Annotated in this window: 10 protein-coding genes; 3 read left to right on the forward strand and 7 right to left on the reverse strand. The window is 71.4% G+C overall.

Going from position 1 to position 15,894, the window contains the following annotated elements; genetic code table 11:
• Positions 1-80: 80 nt before the first annotated feature.
• The 3 genes from fusA to rpsL all read right to left on the reverse strand — a co-directional run bounded on the left by fusA (position 81) and on the right by rpsL (position 3,129).
• On the reverse strand, positions 81-2,180 hold the full coding sequence (gene fusA, locus WA616_RS06095; protein WP_073421337.1) for an elongation factor G: 2,100 nt from the start codon (positions 2,178-2,180) through the stop codon (positions 81-83).
• A 104-nt stretch (positions 2,181-2,284) separates the two neighbouring features.
• Positions 2,285-2,755 carry a 30S ribosomal protein S7 gene (gene rpsG / locus WA616_RS06100; protein WP_073421335.1) on the reverse strand — a complete coding sequence of 157 codons (471 nt, stop codon included), beginning with the start codon at positions 2,753-2,755 and terminating at the stop codon, positions 2,285-2,287.
• A complete protein-coding gene (gene rpsL, locus WA616_RS06105; RefSeq protein WP_012950487.1) occupies positions 2,755-3,129 on the reverse strand; it encodes a 30S ribosomal protein S12 in 375 nt (124 codons plus the stop codon). The genes rpsG and rpsL overlap by 1 nt, the downstream gene beginning before the upstream one ends.
• 602 nt (positions 3,130-3,731) lie before the next feature.
• On the opposite strand from rpsL, the gene WA616_RS06110 reads away from it, so the two are divergent.
• The 3 genes from WA616_RS06110 to WA616_RS06120 all read left to right on the forward strand — a co-directional run bounded on the left by WA616_RS06110 (position 3,732) and on the right by WA616_RS06120 (position 6,196).
• The gene (locus WA616_RS06110) at positions 3,732-4,709 is read left to right on the forward strand and encodes a hypothetical protein (RefSeq protein WP_336028194.1); all 978 of its coding nucleotides are present in this window, start codon (positions 3,732-3,734) and stop codon (positions 4,707-4,709) included.
• 136 nt (positions 4,710-4,845) lie between these two features.
• A complete protein-coding gene (locus tag WA616_RS06115) occupies positions 4,846-5,076 on the forward strand; it encodes a hypothetical protein (protein WP_073421332.1) in 231 nt (76 codons plus the stop codon).
• A gap of 76 nt (positions 5,077-5,152) precedes the next feature.
• On the forward strand, positions 5,153-6,196 hold the full coding sequence (locus tag WA616_RS06120) for an LLM class F420-dependent oxidoreductase (protein WP_336028196.1): 1,044 nt from the start codon (positions 5,153-5,155) through the stop codon (positions 6,194-6,196).
• A gap of 272 nt (positions 6,197-6,468) precedes the next feature.
• Here the strand turns inward: WA616_RS06120 and WA616_RS06125 are convergent, their stop codons facing one another.
• The 4 genes from WA616_RS06125 to WA616_RS06140 all read right to left on the reverse strand — a co-directional run bounded on the left by WA616_RS06125 (position 6,469) and on the right by WA616_RS06140 (position 15,855).
• The gene (locus WA616_RS06125; RefSeq protein ID WP_073421329.1) at positions 6,469-10,374 is read right to left on the reverse strand and encodes a DNA-directed RNA polymerase subunit beta'; all 3,906 of its coding nucleotides are present in this window, start codon (positions 10,372-10,374) and stop codon (positions 6,469-6,471) included.
• Positions 10,375-10,471: 97 nt separating this feature from the next.
• Positions 10,472-13,981: a DNA-directed RNA polymerase subunit beta gene (gene rpoB / locus WA616_RS06130; RefSeq protein ID WP_083628769.1), complete on the reverse strand. Its 3,510-nt coding sequence runs from the start codon at positions 13,979-13,981 to the stop codon at positions 10,472-10,474.
• Between the two features lie 348 nt (positions 13,982-14,329).
• A complete protein-coding gene (locus WA616_RS06135; protein ID WP_336028199.1) occupies positions 14,330-15,220 on the reverse strand; it encodes a hypothetical protein in 891 nt (296 codons plus the stop codon).
• 5 nt (positions 15,221-15,225) lie between these two features.
• The gene (locus WA616_RS06140) at positions 15,226-15,855 is read right to left on the reverse strand and encodes a hypothetical protein (protein ID WP_336028200.1); all 630 of its coding nucleotides are present in this window, start codon (positions 15,853-15,855) and stop codon (positions 15,226-15,228) included.
• Positions 15,856-15,894: the final 39 nt, after the last annotated feature.

The raw sequence follows: 15,894 nt of genomic DNA on the forward strand, positions 1-15,894 counted from the left end.
CCTCGTGGTCTCGCGTCGTGCGCGAACTCTGGGGTGGGCTTGCTGGGGGTGCCGGCCGGGGTCCTGCCCCGGCCGGCGGGTCACTCGCCGGTGGCCTTGGCGATGATCTCCTTGGCCACGTTCTGCGGGACCTCGGCGTACGAGTCGAACACCATGGTGTAGCTCGCCCGCCCCTGGGTGCGGCTGCGCAGGTCGCCCACGTAGCCGAACATCTCCGAGAGCGGGACGAGGGCCCGGACGACGCGGGCGCCGGAGCGCTCCTCCATCGCCTGGATCATCCCGCGCCGGGAGTTCAGGTCGCCGATGACGTCACCCATGTAGTCCTCGGGCGTGACGACCTCGACGGCCATCATCGGCTCGAGCAGGGCCGGGCTGGCCTTGCGCGCGGCCTCCTTGAAGACCATCGAGCCGGCGATCTTGAAGGCCATCTCCGAGGAGTCGACCTCGTGGTACTGGCCGTCGACGAGCGTGGCCTTGACCCCGACCATCGGGTAGCCGGCGAGGATGCCGTACTGCATGGCGTCCTGCATGCCCTGGTCGACCGAGGGGATGTACTCCTTCGGGATGCGGCCACCGGTGACGCCGTTGACGAACTCGTAGGTCGGGCCGTCGCCGGAGACCTCGAGCGGCTCGATGCTGACCTGCACCTTGGCGAACTGGCCGGACCCACCCGTCTGCTTCTTGTGGGTGTAGTCGACCTTCTCGATCGCCTTGCGGATCGTCTCGCGGTAGGCCACCTGCGGCTTGCCGACGTTGGCCTCGACGCGGAACTCGCGGCGCATGCGGTCGACGAGGATCTCCAGGTGGAGCTCGCCCATGCCGGAGATGACGGTCTGGCCGGTCTCGTCGTCGAGGCGGACCTGGAAGGTCGGGTCCTCCTCGGCGAGCTTCTGGATGGCCGTGCCGAGCTTCTCCTGGTCACCCTTGGTCTTGGGCTCGATCGCGACCGAGATGACCGGCGCCGGGAAGGTCATCGACTCGAGGATCACCGGGTTCTGCGGGTCGCAGAGGGTGTCACCCGTGGTCGTCTGCTTGAGGCCGACGACGGCGACGATCTGACCGGCGCCCACGCCCTCGCGCTCCTCGCGCTTGTTCGCGTGCATCTGGTAGATCTTGCCGATCCGCTCCTTGCGGTCCTTGGTGCTGTTGAGCACCGGGGACCCGGAGTTGAGCCGGCCCGAGTAGACCCGGACGTAGGTCAGCTTGCCGAGGTGCTGGTCGGTCTGGATCTTGAAGGCCAGCGCGGAGAACGGCTCGTCCTCGTCGGCGTGCCGCAGGACCTCGGTCTCGCCGTCGAGCGCGGTGCCGACGATGGCCTCGATGTCCAGCGGGCTGGGCAGGTAGTCCACGACGGCGTCGAGCAGGGGCTGCACGCCCTTGTTCTTGAACGCCGTGCCGGTGAGGACCGGGTTGATCTGCGCGTTGATCGTGGCCTTGCGGATCGCGGCCTTCAGCGTCTCGACGGAGATCTCCTCGCCACCGAGGTAGGCCTCCATGATCGCGTCGTCGGTCTCGGCGACGGTCTCGAGCAGCTTGTCGCGGTACTCCGCGGCCTGGTCGGCGAGCTCGGCCGGGATCTCCTCGACGGCGTAGTCCTCGCCCATCTTGGTCTCACCGCGCCAGGTGAGCGCGCGCATCTGCACCAGGTCGACGACGCCGATGAAGTCGGCCTCGGCGCCGATGGGCAGCTGCAGGACGGCGGGGTTGGCGGCGAGCCGCTCGACCATCATGTCGACGCAGCGGAAGAAGTTCGCACCGGTGCGGTCGAGCTTGTTGACGAAGCACATGCGCGGGACGCCGTACTTCTCCGCCTGCCGCCAGACCTGCTCGGTCTGCGGCTCCACGCCGGCGACGCCGTCGTAGACGGCCACGGCACCGTCGAGCACACGCAGGGACCGCTCCACCTCGACGGTGAAGTCGACGTGCCCCGGGGTGTCGATGATGTTGATGTCGTGGTCGTTCCAGGTGCACTTCGTCGCGGCGGACGTGATGGTGATGCCGCGCTCCTGCTCCTGCTCCATCCAGTCCATCGTGGCCGCGCCGTCGTGGACCTCACCGATCTTGTAGTTGATACCGGTGTAGAAGAGGATGCGCTCGGTCGTCGTGGTCTTGCCGGCGTCGATGTGCGCCATGATCCCGATGTTGCGGGTCTTGGCGAGCTGGGCCTTGATGTCGGCCATCTGTCTCGTCTCCTCTTTCTCTCTGGTCCGCGTGCGGTGTCCGGGGGTGGCCCGGCGTTCCCGCCGGCGGGTGCTGGTGGACGGGTGTCACCAGCGGGGTGCGACTACCAGCGGTAGTGCGCGAAGGCCTTGTTCGACTCGGCCATCTTGTGGGTGTCCTCGCGGCGCTTGACCGCGGCACCGAGGCCGTTGCTGGCGTCGAGCAGCTCGTTCATGAGGCGCTCGGTCATCGTCTTCTCGCGGCGCGCGCGGCTGTACTGGATCAGCCAGCGCAGGCCCAACGTGGTGCTGCGGGAGGCGCGGACCTCGACCGGGACCTGGTAGGTCGCACCACCGACGCGGCGGCTGCGGACCTCGAGGGCCGGCTTGACGTTGTCCAGCGCGCGCTTGAGCGTGACCACCGGGTCGGTGTCGGTCTTGGCGCGGGCGCCCTCGAGGGCGCCGTAGACGATCGCCTCGGCGACGGAGCGCTTGCCGTCGACCAGGACCTTGTTCACCAGCTGGGTGACCAGCGGCGACTGGTAGACCGGGTCGGCGACCAGCGGACGGCGCGGCGCGGGGCCCTTGCGCGGCATTAGCTCTTCTCCTTCTTCGCGCCGTACCGGCTGCGAGCCTGCTTGCGGTTGCGGACGCCCTGCGTGTCCAGCGACCCGCGGATGATCTTGTAGCGCACACCCGGGAGGTCCTTCACGCGGCCGCCGCGCACGAGCACCATCGAGTGCTCCTGCAGGTTGTGGCCGACACCCGGGATGTAGGCGGTCACCTCGATGCCACTGGTGAGGCGGACGCGAGCGACCTTGCGCAGCGCCGAGTTCGGCTTCTTCGGCGTCGTCGTGTACACGCGGGTGCACACGCCACGACGCTGAGGGGAGCCCTTCAGCGCCGGGGTCTTGGTCTTCTCGACCTTGTCCTCGCGGCCCTTGCGGACCAGCTGGTTGATCGTGGGCATGGGTGGCCTGGATCTCCTACCTGCGCTGGGTCGTGCTGTGGACGGTTCTGCTCTGCGTGCCGGTACCGGTCCTGCCGGGGCCATCTGCCCTGGTCACGCCCCACCCACCGGCCCCCGCGGTCGGGCGTGTCGCCCTACCCAGGACCGGCCGGCGGTCGAACCGGACTGGTCGCCCCCCGCGACTCGGCGCCGCCACCTCCGGACACCGTCCACCGTGGACGGCCCACCGGGGCGGACCCGCGGCCAGGAGGAGGACCTCCGGACACCCAGGCGCACCGCGAACGGGAGCAGGCCCAGGGCACCCTGGGCACGGCTGACCACGATACCCGCGGTACCGGAGGCGGTCAAAGCCGGGTCCCGGTCGCCTGGCGGGCGGTCGCCTGCCTGTCCCCGGGGCCCATCGATCCGCACAACGGCGCGGTCGCCGGACCGTATTCCCGGCGCCCGCGCGGGCCGCACGGGGCGGCCCCGGGGTGGCGAGCACCATACCGCGCGACGGCGCCCGCGCCAGCCCTCCGCCACCCGACGCGGGAACGCGCGACTGTCGGCACCTCCCCCTACCGTCGGTGTCAGGTAAGGCACTCACCGCAACGGAGGTCCCCGTGCTGATCGACTCGGCGCGCGAGCTCAAGGCGCGCCTGTCCGCGCGGCTGGCCGAGGGCTTCCCCCTCGCCACCGCCAGTGGCCTGGGTGGCCGGCCCTGGACCCGGCCGGCCATCGGGCTGACCCCGGTGGCGCCCGGGCGGGCGCACCTGGCCATCCGGGTCGCCGTGGAGGACGACGCCCGCGTGCTCCTCACCGGCCTCGACGACGTGGTCCGCGCCGAGGTCGACGTCCGGGTGACCGGCCCGATACTGCCCCAGGCGCGGCACCGGGCCTCCCCTCCCCCGGCCGACCTGCAGCGGCGCACCCGGCCGCTGGTGCCCGGCCTGTCCGTCGCGCACACCGCCGTGTCGGCCGGGACGCTCGGCGGCTTCGTGCGGCTCGACGGGCGGCTGGCGGTGCTGTCGAACAACCACGTGCTGGCCGCGGAGGGCGCGGGCGCCGTCGGGGACGCCGTGCTGCAGCCCGGCCCCGCCGACGGCGGCACCGCGGCCGACCGGGTGGCCACGCTGGCCGCCGTCGCGCCCCTCACCGACGGGCCCAACCGCGTCGACGCCGCCGTCGCCACCCTCGACGAGGGCGTGACCGCCGAGCCCGGCGACGTCCCGGGCGGCCCGCTCGGGGCCGCCGTGCCCGACGGGCTGGAGGTCGAGCCCGACGAGGAGGTTGAGAAGGTGGGCCGCACCACCGGGCACACCCGCGGGCGGATCACCGCCGTCGAGGTGGACGGTGTCGCCGTCCAGTACGACGACGGTGTGCACGTCTTCGACGACCAGATCGAGATCGAGGGGCTGTCGGGGGCGTTCTCCTCCGGCGGCGACAGCGGCTCGGTCATCTGGCGCAGCAGCGACCGGGCACCGCTCGCCCTGCTGTTCGCCGGCAGCGGCCGGGGCGGGCGCACCGGCGCCGGCCTGACCTTCGCCTCCCCGCTGTCGACCGTGCTGGCCACGCTCGGGGTGGAATGGGTCGCCACCTGAGCACACTCCCCAGGTCAGGGGGATGTCGCTCCGGGCGGGGACGAGGCACCATGGGGAGGTGACCGAGCCCGCCCGGCTCCCCGGGGCCTCCCTCGCCCCGGGCACCCCGGCCGGTGGGCGCCAGCGAGGAGCCCGCGTGACCGACCGAGCCGCCGCCCGCGCCGCCAAGAGCGCCCTCGCCACCCAGCTGTCGGCCGCCCCCGGCGTCGTGGGGATCGGCCTGGCCCGGCGCGACAGCGGCTACGTCGTCAAGGTCGACGTGGCCGACGCCGACGCGGCCGGCCGGGTGCCTCGCGACGTCGACGGCGTCCGGGTCGTCACCGAGGTCGTGGGCGTGGTCCGCCCGCTGCGCAGCCGCACCGCCTGAGCCCTCTCCCCCGCCGGGGCACCCGCTACGGTCGCCGGAGGCGCCGACGCGGGCGCCGCCGACCGAAGGAGTGCAGGTGCGCATCGGCATCCAGGCCAGCTACGCCGGGGGTTTCCAGGAGACGGCGGCGGAGATCGTCGACCTGGAGGCCGCCGGGCTCGACCTCGCGATGTGCGCGGAGGTGTACACCTTCGACGCCGTCAGCCAGCTCGGCTACCTCGCCGCGGTCACCCAGCGGGTGGAGCTGATGAGCGCCATCCTGCCGATCTACAGCCGCACGCCGGCGCTCACGGCCATGACGGCGGCCGGCCTGGACTTCGTCTCCGGCGGGCGCTTCACGCTCGGTCTCGGCGCCTCGGGGCCGCAGGTGATCGAGGGCTGGCACGGCGTCCCCTACGACGCCCCGCTGCAGCGCACGCGGGAGGTCGTGGAGATCTGCCGGCAGGTGTGGCGGCGCGAGCGGCTCGTGCACGAGGGGCCGAAGTACACCGTGCCGCTGCCGGCCGAGCAGGGCACGGGCCTGGGCAAGCCGCTGAAGCTGATCAACACGCCGGTCCGCGAGCGCATCCCCGTCATGCTGGCCGCCCTCGGCCCCAAGAACGTGGAGCTGGCGGCGGAGATCGCCGAGGTGTGGGAGCCGATCTGGTTCATGCCGGAGCGCGCCGACGAGGTGTGGGGCGACTCGCTGCGGGCCGGCAAGGCCAAGCGGGACGCGGCCCTCGGCGACCTGCAGGTCATCTGCGGCGTCCCCGTGGCGATCGGCGAGGACGTCGACCACCTGCACGACCACGTCCGGCCGCAGCTGGCCCTGTACGTCGGCGGCATGGGCGCCAAGGGCAAGAACTTCTACAACGACCTCGCGCGGCGCTACGGCTACGAGGAGGCGGCGGAGACCGTCCAGGAGCTGTACCTGGGCGGGAGGAAGGACGAGGCGGCCGCGGCGCTGCCCGAGGAGTTCGTCCGCAAGGTGTCGCTCATCGGGCCGGAGTCCTACGTGGCCGAGCGGGTGGCCGCCTACGCCGAGGCCGGCGTCACCACCCTCGCGCTGCAGCCCCTCGACGACAGCCGCGAGAGCCGGCTGCGCACCGTGGAGACCATGCGAGAGCTGGCCGACCGATAGGTCGAGTCTTCCGTCACGTGACGGCTCGGAGGTCCCGGGGCGGGTCCGACCGGCCTGGGTCGGTGAGGTCCGCTGCGTCGCCGGGCACGGCCGGGCAGCCGGGAGTGGTCCGGTCGCGGGGCCCGGAGGGTCCCCGACCGGGACACGGGGAGGGCTCCGCGGCGGCCGGGACGGCACCTGGCCGCGGTGGAGCCCGGTAGGGCGACGGAGTGCACGGGAAGGGCCCCGCAGATCTCGCGATCTGCGGGGCCCTTCTCACGTGCTACCGGGGATCAGCCCCGCCAGTCGTACTCCTCGAGGCGCACGGCCTCACCGGAGCCCGACCCGAAGACGTCGGGGCTGTAGTACTGCCCGTCGTCGTACCCGGCCATCGTGTAGACGGCGGCGCGGGCCTCCTCGGTCGGCTCGACCGTGATGTTCCGGTAGCGGCTGATGCCCGTACCCGCCGGGATCAGCTTGCCGATGATCACGTTCTCCTTGAGGCCGAGGAGCGAGTCGCTCTTGCCCTGGATCGCGGCGTCGGTGAGCACCTTGGTCGTCTCCTGGAAGGAGGCGGCCGACAGCCACGACTCGGTCGCGAGCGAGGCCTTGGTGATGCCCATGAGCACCGGACGGGCCGAGGCCGGCTCGCCGCCCTCGGCGACGACGCGGCGGTTCTCGGTCTCGAACAGCGTCCGCTCGACGAGCGCACCGGGGAGGAACTCCGTGGCGCCCGAGTCGATGATGGTCACCCGCTTCAGCATCTGGCGGATGATCACCTCGATGTGCTTGTCGTGGATCGACACGCCCTGGCTGCGGTAGACCTCCTGGACCTCGCGGACCAGGTGCAGCTGCACCTCGCGCGGGCCCATGATCCGCAGCACCTCGTGCGGGTCCACCGCACCCTCGGTGAGCTGCTCGCCGACCTCGACGTGGGCGCCGTCCTCGACCCGCAGCCGCGACCGGCGCGACAGCTTGTCGTAGACGACCTCGTCGGAGCCGTCGTCCGGGGTGATCGTCAGCTTGCGGAACTGCTCGCCGTCCTCGATCCGGACGGAGCCGGCCAGCTCGGCGATCGGGGCCTTGCCCTTGGGGACGCGGGCCTCGAAGAGCTCCACCACACGCGGCAGACCGTGGGTGATGTCCTCACCCGCGACACCACCGGTGTGGAAGGTGCGCATCGTCAGCTGGGTGCCGGGCTCACCGATCGACTGGGCGGCGATGATGCCGACCGCCTCGCCGACGTCGACGAGCTTGCCGGTGGCCAGCGAGCGGCCGTAGCAGGTGGCGCAGGTGCCGAGCAGCGACTCGCAGGTGAGCACGCAGCGGACCTTGACCTCCGCGACGTTCGCGTCGACCAGCTCGCCGATCAGCACGTCGCCCAGGTCCTGGCCGGCCTGCGCGACCAGCGTGCCGTCCTCGGCCACCACGTCGGCGGCCAGGGAGCGGGCGTAGACGCTGGTCTCGACGTGCGCGTCCCGGGTGAGGACACCGTCGATGACGGTCGCGATCGGCATGATCACGCCGCGCTCGGTGCCGCAGTCCTCCTCGCGGATGATGACGTCCTGGGAGACGTCGACCAGCCGCCGGGTGAGGTACCCGGAGTCCGCGGTCCGCAGGGCGGTGTCGGCCAGACCCTTGCGCGCACCGTGCGTGGAGATGAAGTACTCCAGCACGGACAGACCCTCCCGGAAGTTGGCCTTGATCGGCCGCGGGATGATCTCGCCCTTCGGGTTGGCGACCAGACCACGCATGCCGGCGATCTGGCTGATCTGCATCATGTTGCCTCGGGCGCCCGAGTTGACCATGACCCAGACCGGGTTGGTGGTCGGGAAGTTGTCCACCATCGCCTGGCTGACCTCGGCCCGCGCGCGGGTCCAGATCTCGATGAGCTCGCCACGGCGCTCGGCGTCGGTGATGACACCGCGCTCGTACTGCTTCTCGATCTGGCGCGCCTCGTTCTCGTGGCGGTCCAGGATCTCCTGCTTGGCCGGCGGGGTGACGACGTCGTCGATGGCGATCGTGACGCCCGAGCGGGTGGCCCAGCGGAAGCCGGCCGACTTGAGGGCGTCCAGCGTCGCCGCGACCTGCACCTTGGGGTAGCGCTCGGCGAGGTCGTTGACGATCGCCCCGAGCTCCTTCTTCGGCACCTGGTAGTTGACGAAGCGGTAGTCCTCGGGCAGGGCCTCGTTGAACAGCACCCGGCCCAGGCTGGTCTCGACCAGCGCCGGGGCACCCGGGGTCCAGTCGGCCGGCTGCTCCCACGCGGGGTTGACCTTGCCGTTGTCGACGCCGAACACCTCGTCGAGGCGGATCAGCGCACGCTCCTGCAGGCCCAGGGCGCCCTTGTCGAACGCCATGATCGCCTCGGCCGTCGACCCGAAGGCCGCCGGACGCCCACCGTCGGCCTCGTACCGGCTCTGCACGAGGGTCGTCAGGTGGTACAGGCCGAGCACCATGTCCTGGGTCGGCGCGGTGATCGGGCGACCGTCGGCCGGGCTCAGGATGTTGTTGCTCGACAGCATGAGGATGCGGGCCTCGGCCTGCGCCTCGGCCGACAGCGGCAGGTGCACGGCCATCTGGTCACCGTCGAAGTCCGCGTTGAACGCGGTGCAGACGAGCGGGTGGATCTGGATGGCCTTGCCCTCGACCAGCTGCGGCTCGAAGGCCTGGATGCCCAGGCGGTGCAGCGTCGGCGCCCGGTTCAGCAGCACCGGGTGCTCGGTGATGACCTCCTCGAGCACGTCCCACACGACGGGGCGGGCACGCTCGACCATGCGCTTGGCGGACTTGATGTTCTGCGCGTGGTTGAGGTCGACCAGCCGCTTCATGACGAAGGGCTTGAACAGCTCCAGCGCCATCTGCTTGGGCAGGCCGCACTGGTGCAGCTTCAGCTGCGGGCCGACGACGATGACCGAACGGCCGGAGTAGTCGACGCGCTTGCCGAGCAGGTTCTGGCGGAACCGGCCCTGCTTGCCCTTGAGCAGGTCGCTCAGGGACTTGAGGGGACGGTTGCCCGGACCGGTGACCGGCCGGCCACGGCGGCCGTTGTCGAACAGCGCGTCCACGGACTCCTGCAGCATCCGCTTCTCGTTGTTCACGATGATCTCGGGCGCGCCGAGGTCGAGCAGACGCTTGAGCCGGTTGTTCCGGTTGATGACCCGGCGGTACAGGTCGTTCATGTCGCTGGTGGCGAAGCGGCCACCGTCGAGCTGCACCATCGGGCGCAGGTCCGGCGGGATGACCGGCACACAGTCGAGCACCATGCCCATGGGCGAGTTGCGCGTCTGCTGGAACGCCGCCACGACCTTGAGCCGCTTGAGGGCGCGCAGCTTCCGCTGGCCCTTGCCGTTGCGGATGGTGTCGCGCAGCGAGGCGGCCTCGGCGTCGAGGTCGAAGTCGGACAGCAGCTTCTGCAGGGCCGCGGCGCCCATGCCGCCCTCGAAGTACTCACCGAAGCGGTCGCGCAGCTCGCGGTAGAGGCCCTCGTCGGCGATGAGCTGCTTGACCTCGAGCTTGCGGAAGGTGTCGAGCACCTCCTCGAGGCGGTCGATCTCCCGCTGGGCGCGGTCGCGCAGCTGGCGCATCTCGCGCTCGCCGCCCTCGCGCACCTTGCGGCGGACGTCGGACTTGGCGCCCTCCGCCTCGAGCTCGGCCAGGTCGGCCTCGAGCTTCTGCTGGCGGGCCTCGACGTCGGCGTCGCGCCGGCTCTCGAGGTTGTGCTTCTCCGCGCTGATCTCGGCCTCGATGGTCGGGAGGTCGCGGTGGCGCGCCTCGTCGTCGACCGAGGTGATCAGGTAGGCGGCGAAGTAGATGATCTTCTCGAGGTCCTTGGGCGCCAGGTCGAGCAGGTAGCCCAGGCGCGAGGGGACGCCCTTGAAGAACCAGATGTGGGTGACCGGAGCGGCCAGCTCGATGTGACCCATCCGCTCGCGGCGGACCTTGGCGCGGGTCACCTCGACGCCGCAGCGCTCGCAGATGATGCCCTTGAAGCGGACCCGCTTGTACTTGCCGCAGTAGCACTCCCAGTCCCGGGTGGGACCGAAGATCTTCTCGCAGAAGAGACCGTCCTTCTCCGGACGGAGCGTGCGGTAGTTGATGGTCTCGGGCTTCTTCACCTCACCGTGCGACCACTGGCGGATGTCGTCGCCACTGGCCAGACCGATGCGGAGCTCGTCGAAGAAGTTGACGTCGAGCACTGAGTGGACCCCTTTCCCGGGGCTCGGTTGGTGCACTTCTAGCTGTTGTCGGAGGGGCGCCGGCCGGCCCCGTCATCCAGGGCCGGCCGGCCGCCGATCACACGTCCTCGACGCTGGAGGGCTCGCGGCGGCTGAGGTCGATGCCCAGCTCCTCCGCGGCCCGGAACACCTCGTCGTCGGTGTCACGCAGCTCGATCGCCTGCCCGTCGCCGGAGAGCACCTCGACGTTGAGGCACAGCGACTGCAGCTCCTTGAGCAACACCTTGAACGACTCGGGGATGCCCGGCTCGGGGATGTTCTCGCCCTTGACGATGGCCTCGTAGACCTTGACTCGGCCCAGGATGTCGTCGGACTTGATGGTCAGCAGCTCCTGCAGCGCGTAGGCCGCGCCGTAGGCCTGCATCGCCCAGCACTCCATCTCACCGAAGCGCTGGCCACCGAACTGCGCCTTACCACCCAGCGGCTGCTGCGTGATCATCGAGTACGGGCCGGTCGACCGGGCGTGGATCTTGTCGTCGACCAGGTGCAGCAGCTTCAGGATGTAGACGTAGCCCACCGAGATCGGCTCGGGGAACGGCTCGCCGGACCGGCCGTCGAACAGCCGGGCCTTGCCGGTCTCCTGGACCATCCGGTCGCCGTCGCGGTTGGGGATCGTCGACCCGAGCAGGCCGATGATCTCCTCCTCGCGGGCGCCGTCGAACACCGGCGTCGCGGTCCGCGTGCCGGGGTCGGCCTGGCGCGCCTGCTCGGGCAGGTTGGCCGCCCACTCGGGGGTGCCCTCGACCTGCCAGCCGGACTTGGCGATCCACCCGAGGTGGGTCTCCAGCACCTGGCCGACGTTCATCCGGCCCGGGACGCCGAGCGGGTTGAGCACGATGTCGACCGGGGTGCCGTCGGAGAGGAACGGCATGTCCTCCTGCGGCAGGATCTTCGCGATGACGCCCTTGTTGCCGTGGCGGCCGGCGAGCTTGTCACCGTCGGAGATCTTGCGCATCTGGGCGACGTAGACCCGGATCAGCTCGTTGACGCCGGCGGGCAGCTCGTCGCCGTCCTCGCGCGAGAACACGCGGACGCCGATGACCTTGCCGGACTCACCGTGCTTGACCTTCAGCGACGTGTCGCGGACCTCGCGGGCCTTCTCGCCGAAGATCGCGCGCAGCAGCCGCTCCTCGGGGGTCAGCTCGGTCTCGCCCTTGGGCGTGACCTTGCCGACGAGGATGTCGCCGGGGACGACCTCGGCACCGATGCGGATGATGCCGCGCTCGTCGAGGTCGGCGAGGACCTCCTCGGAGACGTTCGGGATGTCCCGGGTGATCTCCTCGGCACCGAGCTTGGTGTCGCGGGCGTCGACCTCGAACTCCTCGATGTGGATCGAGGACAGGACGTCGTCCTGCACGAGGCGCTGCGACAGGATGATCGCGTCCTCGTAGTTGTGGCCCTCCCACGGCATGAAGGCGACGAGCAGGTTCTTGCCCAGCGCCATCTCGCCCTGGTCGGTGCACGGGCCGTCGGCGATGACCTGGCCGACCTCGACGCGCTGGCCCTCGTCGACGACGGGGGTCTGGTTGATCGAGGTGCCCTGGTTCGAGCGGCGGAACTTCAGCAGGCGGTAGGTCTGCCGGGTGCCGTCGTCGGCCATGACGGTGACGTAGTCGGCGGTGGAGTCCTCGACCACACCGGCCTTCTCGGCCACCACGACGTCGCCGGCGTCGACGGCGGCGCGCAGCTCCATGCCGGTGCCGACCAGCGGGGCCTCGCTGCGCAGCAGCGGCACCGCCTGACGCTGCATGTTGGCGCCCATGAGCGCGCGGTTGGCGTCGTCGTGCTCGAGGAACGGGATCATCGCCGTCGCGACCGAGGTCATCTGCCGCGGCGAGACGTCCATGTAGTCGACGTTCTCCGGCGCCAGGTAGTCGACCTCGCCGCCCTTGGTGCGGACCAGGACGCGGTCCTCGGCGAAGCGGCCCTGCGCGTCGAGCGGCGAGTTCGCCTGCGCGACGACGAAGCGGTCCTCCTCGTCGGCGGTCAGGTAGTCGATCCGGTCGGTGACCGTGCCGTTCTCGACCCGCCGGTAGGGGGTCTCGATGAAGCCGAAGGCGTTGACCCGGCCGTAGGCCGACAGCGAGCCGATCAGGCCGATGTTCGGGCCTTCCGGCGTCTCGATCGGGCACATCCGGCCGTAGTGGCTCGGGTGCACGTCGCGGACCTCCATGCCGGCCCGCTCACGGGACAGACCACCGGGACCCAGCGCCGACAGGCGGCGCTTGTGGGTCAGGCCCGCGAGCGGGTTGGTCTGGTCCATGAACTGCGACAGCTGGCTGGTGCCGAAGAACTCCTTGATGGAGGCGACGACCGGCCGGATGTTGATCAGGGTCTGCGGCGTGATCGCCTCGACGTCCTGGGTCGTCATCCGCTCGCGGACGACGCGCTCCATGCGGGAGAGGCCGACCCGGATCTGGTTCTGGATCAGCTCGCCGACGGTGCGCAGGCGGCGGTTGCCGAAGTGGTCGATGTCGTCGACGCCGTGGTCGGGCTCGCCGGCGTGCAGGCGCACGACGTACTCGATGGTGGCGACGATGTCGTCCTCGGTCAGCGTCGACGTCGGCTGGGGCACCTCGACGCCGAGCTTCTTGTTCACCTTGTAGCGGCCGACCTTCGCCAGGTCGTAGCGCTTCGGGTTGAAGAAGAGGTTCTCCAGCAGGGCCTGGGCCGACTCACGCGTCGGCGGCTCGCCCGGCCGCAGCTTGCGGTAGATGTCGAGCAGGGCCTCGTCCTGCCCGGCGATGTGGTCCTTCTCCAGGGTGGCGAGGACGGTGGGCGACCACTGGAAGTGCTCGCGGATGCGGTCCTCGGTCCAGCCCAGCGCCTTGAGCAGCACGGTGACCGGCTGGCGGCGCTTGCGGTCGATGCGGACGCCGACGGTGTCGCGCTTGTCGACGTCGAACTCCAGCCACGCGCCGCGGCTGGGGATCACCTTGGCGCTGAAGACGTCCTTGTCGGAGGTCTTGTCCAGCGTCTTGTCGAAGTAGACGCCGGGGCTGCGGACGAGCTGGGAGACCACGACGCGCTCGGTCCCGTTGATGACGAACGTGCCCTTGTTCGTCATGATCGGGAAGTCGCCCATGAACACCGTCTGCGACTTGATCTCGCCGGTGGTGTTGTTCATGAACTCGGCGGTGACGAACAGCGGCGCCGCGTAGGTCATGTCCTTGTCCTTGCACTCCTCGAGGGACGCCTTGACGTCCTCGAAGCGCGGGTTGGAGAAGGACAGCGACATCGAGCCGCTGAAGTCCTCGATCGGGGAGATCTCCTCGAGGATCTCGGCGAGGCCGCCGACGGCGGAGGCCTGCTCCTCGGGCGAGAGGGTGGCGCGCCACTCGGGGCTGCCGACCAGCCAGTCGAAGGAGGCGGTCTGCAGGGCGAGCAGGTCCGGGACCTCGAGAGGCTCGGAGATCTTCGCGAACGAGACCCGGAGGGGGGCCCCGGGGATCTTCTGCTGGTCGGCCTCACCGGTGCGGGGGCCGGCCTGGGGAGTCTGGTTCTGCTGGCCGTAGCCGCCGGACTCGGTGGTGCTGGGGGAGATGCTGGTGGGGCGAGAGCCTGCCAAGATGCGTCCTTCCAAGGACCTCACGACGTGCGGGCGGGGGTGCGGGTTCGTCCTGGGTCGTCGTCGGTTTCGGCGGGGCTGCCGACGGCGTCCGGCCCGCGCGGTCGACCGGGTGCCGGGTGATCCCGGGCACCCCACTCGACCCGGCTCGGCGGGCAGGCAGTCAGGGGGCAGCGCAACAGAGAACCCTACCCCTGCTCGTCAGCGCTGTCCACGTCGGGGGTGGGGGGACCCGCGCCACACTCCCGGGAAGGACAGCACCTCCGCAACACCGGCGGTGGGCCGCGGCACAGATGATGCCAGCCGGACCGCCCCGTTGTCTCCGCCACGCCGCACGGGGCCCGGCGGTCAGCTGGTCGTGAGCAGCGTCAGGTCGCTGATCCGCCAGTCGCCGTCGACCCGGGTCATCGCGACCTGCACGGTCTGCGTGCACGACTGCGCGCCCTCGGGCGTCACGGTGCACTCCGACCCCTCGGGCGGGGCCTGGGTGCCGCTGGTGACCGACTCGACGACGTACTGCCCGAACACCACGACCGTCGCGGAGTCCTGGTCGTCGGACACCTGCTGCAGGCCGACGTCGAGGACCTCGTAGCGCGTGGTGGCCGACACCTGCTCGTAGGTGTCGAGGATCCCGCCCTGGGAGAGGTCGCGTTCGTACTGGTCGCGCAGGTCGCCGGTGAGGACGTCGAGCTTGCGCTGCACGCTGCCCTCGGAGTCCTGGTAGTCGTAGGCGTAGAGCGCCTGCACGTTCTCGCGGGCGGCGCTGAACACCGTGGCGGAGACCGTCGACGGCTCGGCCCGCTGCCAGGCGAGGACGGCGACCGCCGCGGCGGCGAGCACGCACAGCACCGCCAGGACGGCTGCGATGGGCAGGCCCCGGCGCCGGCGGGCCGGGGCGGCCTCGCGGGCGGGCCGGGTGCGCCGGGCGGAGGAGCCGGACCGCGCGGGGCGGCGCTCCTCCCCCGCCGGCGCCTCGTCCAGCGAGGTCGGCGCGGGAGCGACGGCGGCACCGGCCGCGGGGCTCTCGGCCGCGGGGCCCTCGGGCGCCGGGCTCTCGGCCCCGGGGCCCTCGGGGCCTTCGAGCGCCGGGCTCGCGGGCGCCGGGCCCCCGGCCTGCGGCGCCGGGCGCGGCTCGTCACGGTCGCGGCGGCTCCCGGCCACGCGCGGCCGCGGCGACGGGCGCGTCGCGGCGCGCGGTCGCGGCGTCGGGCGCGGGCGGTCCTCGGGGGTCTCGGGCACGCCGGTCACCTCCCCTGGATCCCGGACAGCACCCAGCGGCCGTCCTCGCGGACGAGCTCGACCTGGATGCGGTAGCGCAGCACCTGGGCCTGCGGGCTCGCGGTGCTCTGCTGGGTGGACTGGAGGACGAGCAGCACGGTGCCGCTGTCCTCGTCGGCGGCGACGACGCCGGCGCCGACGACCTCGGTCTGCACCACGGCCTGCGCGTCGACGAGCTCCTGCCGCCGGTCCTGCAGCTGGGCGAGGGACTCGTCGCGCAGGTCACCGGTGGCCACGCGGCGGACCTGCTCGATGTCGTCGTCGATGGTGACCGCGTCGAAGGAGGTCAGGTCGACCACGCCGGAGCGGGCCGCCTGCAGCACCTCGACGTAGGTGTCGGTGCGCACCGGGGAGTCGGTGTCGCCGCGGAGCAGCGGCAGCGCCAGCCAGACGCCGGCCGCGACCAGCGCGACCAGCAGGACGGCGAGCACCGGGACGAGCGGCAGCGACGGCCGCCGGCGCCGCGGCGCGGTGTCGTGGACCGACGAGCCCTCGGCCTCGGGGGCGGCGTGGCGGGACCGGCGCCCTCCGCCGCGGCCCTCCTCCGCCGGGGACGCGACGGTCCCCTGCTCCGTGTCCTGCCCCGTGCGGGTCACCGCGTCCTCCTCTCGTCCTGTACCGGTTCGATCTCTCTG

The organism is Geodermatophilus sp. FMUSA9-8 (assembly GCF_037034165.1).
In the GTDB taxonomy this organism is placed as follows: domain Bacteria; phylum Actinomycetota; class Actinomycetes; order Mycobacteriales; family Geodermatophilaceae; genus Geodermatophilus; species Geodermatophilus nigrescens.

Coding starts and splice junctions, on each gene's coding strand:
- fusA (WP_073421337.1), bottom strand. CDS start 2,180: ATGGCCGACATCAAGGCCCAGCTCGCCAAGACCCGCAACATCGGGATC.
- rpsL (WP_012950487.1), bottom strand. CDS start 3,129: ATGCCCACGATCAACCAGCTGGTCCGCAAGGGCCGCGAGGACAAGGTC.
- rpsG (WP_073421335.1), bottom strand. CDS start 2,755: ATGCCGCGCAAGGGCCCCGCGCCGCGCCGTCCGCTGGTCGCCGACCCG.